This is a genomic window from Staphylococcus simulans, assembly GCF_003043455.1.
In the GTDB taxonomy this organism is placed as follows: Bacteria; Bacillota; Bacilli; order Staphylococcales; family Staphylococcaceae; genus Staphylococcus; species Staphylococcus simulans_A.
Genome location: NZ_PZGG01000087.1, coordinates 1 through 6339, shown reverse-complemented (window position 1 = coordinate 6339; position 6339 = coordinate 1). Strand labels below are relative to the sequence as shown.

At 36.9% G+C, this 6339-nt stretch carries 5 protein-coding genes; 4 read left to right on the top strand and 1 reads right to left on the bottom strand.

The window, feature by feature from the left end; genetic code table 11:
* Positions 1–272 precede the first annotated feature (272 nt).
* Positions 273–2879, top strand: a complete 2607-nt coding sequence (clpB, locus tag BU038_RS11480; RefSeq protein WP_107606129.1) for an ATP-dependent chaperone ClpB — start codon at positions 273–275, stop codon at positions 2877–2879.
* 97 nt (positions 2880–2976) lie between these two features.
* Here the strand turns inward: clpB and BU038_RS11475 are convergent, their stop codons facing one another.
* Positions 2977–3180, bottom strand: a complete 204-nt coding sequence (locus BU038_RS11475; protein ID WP_107606128.1) for a YjzD family protein — start codon at positions 3178–3180, stop codon at positions 2977–2979.
* Positions 3181–3438: 258 nt separating this feature from the next.
* Here BU038_RS11475 and BU038_RS11470 point away from each other — a divergent pair, with 258 nt between their 5' ends.
* The 3 genes from BU038_RS11470 (at position 3439) to BU038_RS11460 (ending at position 6151) form a co-directional block, all read left to right on the top strand.
* Positions 3439–4380 carry a beta-ketoacyl-ACP synthase III gene (locus tag BU038_RS11470; RefSeq protein WP_107606127.1) on the top strand — a complete coding sequence of 314 codons (942 nt, stop codon included), beginning with the start codon at positions 3439–3441 and terminating at the stop codon, positions 4378–4380.
* A gap of 11 nt (positions 4381–4391) precedes the next feature.
* The gene (gene fabF, locus BU038_RS11465) at positions 4392–5636 is read left to right on the top strand and encodes a beta-ketoacyl-ACP synthase II (protein WP_107606126.1); all 1245 of its coding nucleotides are present in this window, start codon (positions 4392–4394) and stop codon (positions 5634–5636) included.
* Positions 5637–5905: 269 nt separating this feature from the next.
* Complete coding sequence (locus BU038_RS11460; protein ID WP_107606125.1) at positions 5906–6151, top strand: transposase; 246 nt, start codon at positions 5906–5908, stop codon at positions 6149–6151.
* Positions 6152–6339 lie beyond the last annotated feature (188 nt).

Genomic DNA, 6339 nt, shown 5'->3' with positions numbered 1-6339 from the left:
AAGATAAATAAATAGAAGAAATAACAAGAACTGGAATCAAAAAATGCACACAGATTAATGTACTTTTCTTAAATTTAAGGTAAGTGTTGTTATAGGTCAAAGATTAGGGGTAAAGCATATGAGGAATGATTATAAAAGCAACAGAAAAAATTACTGAAACGAAGCGTTATAAGTTGAAAAATAAAGGGTTGATGCTCTATACTATGTATAAGGTCAAAGAAAGTCAAAGTCAAAAGGACTTGTAAGCATACTGAGTAACAGAGGTGAAGAGAATGGATGCAAATAAGATGACCTATGCCGTGCAAGAAGCTTTGCAACAAGCGATTCAACTTGCACAAAACTATGAACAACAAAACGTAGAAATTGAAGCAGTGTTACTCGCTGCCTTAAAAGAAACAGATAGTTTATTTAATAGTGTATTAGAACGTGCCAATATTGATACTGCTGAATTAGAGAAAGCTTATGATGATAAATTAAAACGTCATGCGACTGTAAAAGGCGATAATATTCAATATGGTCAATATATCGGCAATGAAACCAATACGCTCTTTAATAAAGCTGAAGCTATTATGAAAGACTATGATGATGAGTTTGTATCAATGGAACATGTGTTATTAGCAGCCATGGAAGTAGATGATACTACTAAGTCATATGTCGGTAATAAAACAGAAGTAATCAAAGAGATTATCAAGAAAATCAGAGGAGGAAATCACGTGACATCACAAAATCCAGAAGCAAACTATGAAGCTCTTGAAAAATACGGTCGTGATTTAGTAGAAGAAGTCCGACAAGGTAATATGGATCCGGTTATTGGACGAGATGAAGAAATTCGTAATACGATTCGTATTTTAAGCCGTAAAACGAAAAACAACCCTGTCTTAATTGGGGAACCAGGCGTAGGTAAAACTGCGATTGTTGAAGGATTAGCACAACGTATTGTGAAAAAAGACGTGCCTGAATCCTTATTAGATAAAACTATATTCGAATTAGACTTAAGCGCATTAGTTGCTGGTGCGAAATATCGTGGTGAATTCGAAGAACGTTTAAAAGCAGTGTTAAAAGAAATTAAAGATGCTGACGGTCGCATTATTCTCTTTATTGACGAATTGCATATGTTGGTCGGTGCAGGTAAAACAGATGGTGCGATGGATGCAGGGAACATGTTGAAACCGATGTTAGCACGCGGTGAATTACATTGTATCGGTGCAACAACTTTAAATGAATATCGTGAATATATAGAAAAAGACTCTGCATTAGAACGTCGTTTCCAAAAAGTAGGTGTGTATGAACCTGATGTAGAAGATACGATTTCTATTTTACGTGGTTTAAAAGAACGTTATGAAGTTTATCATGGTGTACGTATTCAAGACCGCGCATTAGTTGCTGCAGCTGAATTATCAGATCGTTATATTACAGATCGTTTCTTACCAGATAAAGCAATTGACTTAGTAGACCAAGCATGTGCGACAATTCGTACAGAAATGGGTTCTAACCCAACGGAACTTGACCAAGTTAATCGTCGTGTGATGCAGTTGGAAATCGAAGAGAATGCGTTACAACATGAATCAGACAGCGTCAGCCAACAACGTTTGAAAGAACTACAAGAAGAACTTTCAAATGAAAAAGAAAAACAAGCAGCATTACAATCACGTGTAGAACAAGAAAAAGAAAAAATTACTAAACTACAAGAAAAACGTGCTGAACTGGATGAAAGCCGTAAAGCATTAGAAGATGCTGAAAATAACTATAATCTAGAAAAAGCAGCGGAATTACAACACGGTAAAATTCCTCAATTAGAAAAAGAATTACGTGAACTAGAAGATGCGTTCCAAGATGACCAAGCAGGCGATGAAGAACGTATTATCCGTGAAATTGTGACAGATGAAGAAATTGGAGATATCGTCAGTCAATGGACAGGTATTCCAGTCACAAAATTAGTGGAAAGTGAACGTGACAAATTACTACACTTAAATGATATCTTGCATGAACGTGTCGTAGGTCAAGATAGAGCTGTTGATTTAGTTGCAGATGCGGTTATCAGAGCACGTGCAGGTATCAAAGATCCTAATCGTCCAATCGGTAGCTTCTTATTCTTAGGACCAACAGGTGTAGGTAAAACTGAACTTGCGAAAGCGTTAGCTTCCAGCTTATTCGATTCAGAAAAACACATGATTCGAATCGACATGAGTGAGTATATGGAAAAACACTCTGTGTCTCGTTTAATCGGAGCGCCTCCAGGTTATGTTGGCCATGATGAAGGCGGTCAATTAACAGAAGCGGTACGTCGTAACCCTTATTCAGTCATCTTATTAGATGAAGTAGAGAAAGCACATTCTGATGTTTTCAACGTGTTACTACAATTATTAGATGAAGGGCATTTAACAGATTCTAAAGGTCGTAATGTAGACTTCAAAAACACAATTATCATTATGACAAGTAACATTGGTTCACAAATTTTACTTGAACAAGTGAAAGAAACAGGTGTGATTACAGAAAGCACTGAAAAAGCAGTCATGGACAATTTAAATCAATTCTTCAAACCTGAAATTTTAAACCGTATGGATGATATTGTCTTATTCCGTCCATTATCTGTAGATGATATGAGCTTAATTGTAGAAAAAATCCTAGCAGAATTGAATATTCGTTTATTAGATCAACGTATTTCAATCGAAGTATCAGACGCAGCGAAAAAATGGTTGGGTGAAGAAGCATATGAACCGCAATTTGGTGCACGTCCATTAAAACGTTTTGTACAACGTCAAATTGAAACACCATTAGCACGTATGATGATTAAAGAGTCATTACCTGAAGGTACAACAATTAAAGTTGACTTAGGTGACGATGGTTTAGAATTTGATGTAGAAAAAGCACAAATATAATAAATCTATAAAGAAAAAAGCCGTATCGCATTTGATACGGCTGTTTTCATACATAAAAAAATCCAGCAAGGATTTGCTGGATGCGAAATGCGGGCTGTTATTGTTTACTGTCTTCTTCTGCAGCAGATGGCTTAATAGGTTTCATTAGTGCGTCTAAAACAACGATAGCAAGTGTAAAGACAACTGCTAAAACTAATGGAAGAACCATATCTAATGTTCCGCCGCCGGCTAAACTATTTAATACGAAGTTAACCATTTGAAGCAGCAAAACAGACCAGAATAGTACCATAATGTATTTCATCTGTTGTGCCTCCATATTTCATCTTTAGTTCAATTATAAAATAGAGTGATTGCTTTGTATAGTGAAATCAAGAAATTCGACACAACAGCGGAGGTGTAGAAGATGAAACACATCAGATTTATTGTGATACGCGCGCTCAAATATTATAATAGTGTAAGCAATGTCATGATGGATACGAATAAAGCACTTGTATTCAAAAAGTAGAATATGATAAATTAATACCTGGTATTAAAATTATTTTTAAGAAGGTGTAGAACCATGAATGTGGGTATTAAAGGTTTTGGAACTTATGTTCCAGAAAAAGTAGTAGACAATGCCTATTTTGAATCATTTTTAGAAACGTCTGATGAATGGATTTCTAAAATGACTGGAATCAAAGAACGTAGATGGGCAGGCGAAGACGAAGAAACATCAGATCTTGCTTATGAAGCAAGTGTGAAAGCAATTGAAGATGCAGGAATTAAACCTGAAGATATAGATATGGTAATTGTCGCAACATCAACAGGAGATTTTCCGTTTCCAACTGTAGCAAACATGTTGCAAGAACGTTTAGGTTTAGGGAAAGTAGCGACAATGGATCAATTAGCAGCATGTTCAGGATTTATGTATTCTTTAATTACTGCTAAACAGTACATACAGTCAGGTGACTATCAAAATATTTTAGTAGTCGGTGTAGATAAACTTTCTAAAATTACTGATTTAACAGATCGTTCGACTGCTATTTTATTCGGTGATGGTGCAGGTGCAGCAGTAATTGGTGAAGTATCTGAAGGACATGGTATCTTAAGCTATGAAATGGGCTCTGACGGCAGTGGCGGCAAGTATTTATACTTGAACCATGATAACGGCAAAATCTTTATGAATGGCCGCGAAGTGTTTAAATTTGCGGTTCGTATTATGGGAGAAGCTTCTCGTAATGTAGTAGATAAAGCTGGATTAACTGCAGATGATGTTGATATGTTCGTACCGCATCAAGCGAACATCAGAATCATGGAATCAGCTCGTGAACGCTTAGGCATTCCAAAAGAAAAAATGAGTGTATCAGTAGATAGATTCGGCAATACTTCAGCGGCTTCCATTCCGTTAAGTATTGGACAAGAACTCGAAAACGGCAGAATTAAAGACGGCGATGTCTTAGTGCTAGTCGGTTTCGGCGGCGGCCTGACTTGGGGCGCAATTACATTAAGATGGGGAAAATAGGAGGATAAGGTATGAGCAAAGAGCAACGCGTTGTAATTACAGGAATTGGCGCATTATCTCCATTAGGAAATGATGCAGAAACGTCATGGGAAAACGCTTTAAAAGGTGTTAACGGAATTGATGAGATTACTCGTATTGACACATCTGATTACAATGTTCATTTAGGCGGAGAATTAAAAGACTTCAATGTTGAAGATTATATCGATAGAAAAGAAGCACGTCGTATGGATCGTTTCACACAGTATGCGGTAGTAGCGGCACGTGAAGCGGTACAAGATGCGAAGTTGGATATTAATGATAAAACAGCTGACAGAATCGGTGTATGGATTGGTTCAGGTATTGGTGGTATGGAAACTTTCGAAGTGGCACATAGCCAATTATTAAACCGTGGACCACGCCGTGTCAGCCCGTTCTTCGTACCAATGTTGATTCCTGATATGGCAACAGGCCAAGTTTCAATTGATTTAGGTGCTAAAGGACCAAACGGTTCTACAGTCACTGCTTGTGCAACAGGTACTAACTCAATTGGTGAAGCATTTAAAATTATCCAACGCGGTGATGCAGATGCGATGGTAACTGGCGGTAGTGAAGCGCCAATTACACACATGGCTATTGCTGGATTCAGCGCAAGCCGTGCGTTATCTACAAACAACGACAAAGAAACAGCATGTCGTCCATTCCAAGAAGGCCGTGACGGCTTTGTGATGGGTGAAGGTGCGGGTATCTTAGTACTTGAATCATTAGAAGCAGCACAAGCACGTGGTGCGAAAATTTACGCTGAAATCGTTGGCTATGGTTCAACAGGTGATGCGTATCATATTACAGCGCCAGCACCTGAAGGTGAAGGCGGTTCTCGCGCAATGAAAGCAGCAATGGATGATGCAGGTATCGAACCAAAAGATGTTCAATACCTAAACGCTCACGGTACAAGTACACCAGTAGGTGACTTAAACGAAGTCCTAGCGATTAAAAATACATTCGGCGATGCTGCGAAAGACTTGAAAGTCAGCTCAACTAAATCAATGACTGGTCACTTATTAGGTGCTACAGGTGGTTTAGAAGCTATCTTCTCAGCACTATCTATTCGCGATAGTAAAGTTGCGCCAACAATTCATGCGGTAACACCAGATCCTGAATGTGATTTAGACTTTGTGCCAAATGAAGCACAAGACTTAGATATCACATATGCGATGAGTAACAGTTTAGGTTTCGGTGGCCACAACGCAGTATTAGTATTGAAAAAATTTGAAGACTAATATTTAAATAATCGTAAAAATAAACGACTCTATAATAAATTCGATTGATGAGATAACCTAATGGTTATTTCTCAATCGAATTTTTTTGCATAAAAAGGGCGCAACCCCCTATCATTAAGTTATCACACAAAAAAAGAGGTATTGCGCTTATGTTCAATTGCATAGCAAAAGTCATTGATTATAAAGGGAAAACATTGTTTTTGAAGAAGAACCAGATGTAATATATAGGAACTTAGTAAGAACACTAATTTTTAAAGGAACACTTACTTATGCACCTGACTGTTGTGAAAACTGCAGAGAAGCTATTTCCAAACGCAGAATTTCAAAACATATTAAAACACCCTGTACATTCAAATGGTCCAATAGAAGCTATGAATAACAATATTAAAGTACTTAAACGAGTAGCTTATGGTTATCGTAATTTTTATAACTTTAGAAATAAAATTTTAGTTGATTTTAAACTTCTAGCTAACAAAAAACATCATATTAAAACCGCTCTAAATCAAGTAGCATAAATAAGAAAAACACTCAAAAGACTTTGGAAAATTCCGAAGGAATTAACAACCTAATGAGTGTCTTAAAATGGTAGCTCTAATAGCATATTTCGATTCGAATTTTATACATCAACCGAATTTGACAAAGAGCCTTTTATTCACTATAAATTTACTTCTTTACATATTACGGGTATAATAACACAACGTTC

Bases quoted from the DNA above. Each gene is read 5' to 3' on its own strand.
- fabF (WP_107606126.1), top strand. From the start codon at position 4,392: ATGAGCAAAGAGCAACGCGTTGTAATTACAGGAATTGGCGCATTATCT.
- clpB (WP_107606129.1), top strand. From the start codon at position 273: ATGGATGCAAATAAGATGACCTATGCCGTGCAAGAAGCTTTGCAACAA.
- BU038_RS11475 (WP_107606128.1), bottom strand. From the start codon at position 3,180: ATGAAATACATTATGGTACTATTCTGGTCTGTTTTGCTGCTTCAAATG.
- BU038_RS11470 (WP_107606127.1), top strand. From the start codon at position 3,439: ATGAATGTGGGTATTAAAGGTTTTGGAACTTATGTTCCAGAAAAAGTA.
- BU038_RS11460 (WP_107606125.1), top strand. From the start codon at position 5,906: ATGCACCTGACTGTTGTGAAAACTGCAGAGAAGCTATTTCCAAACGCA.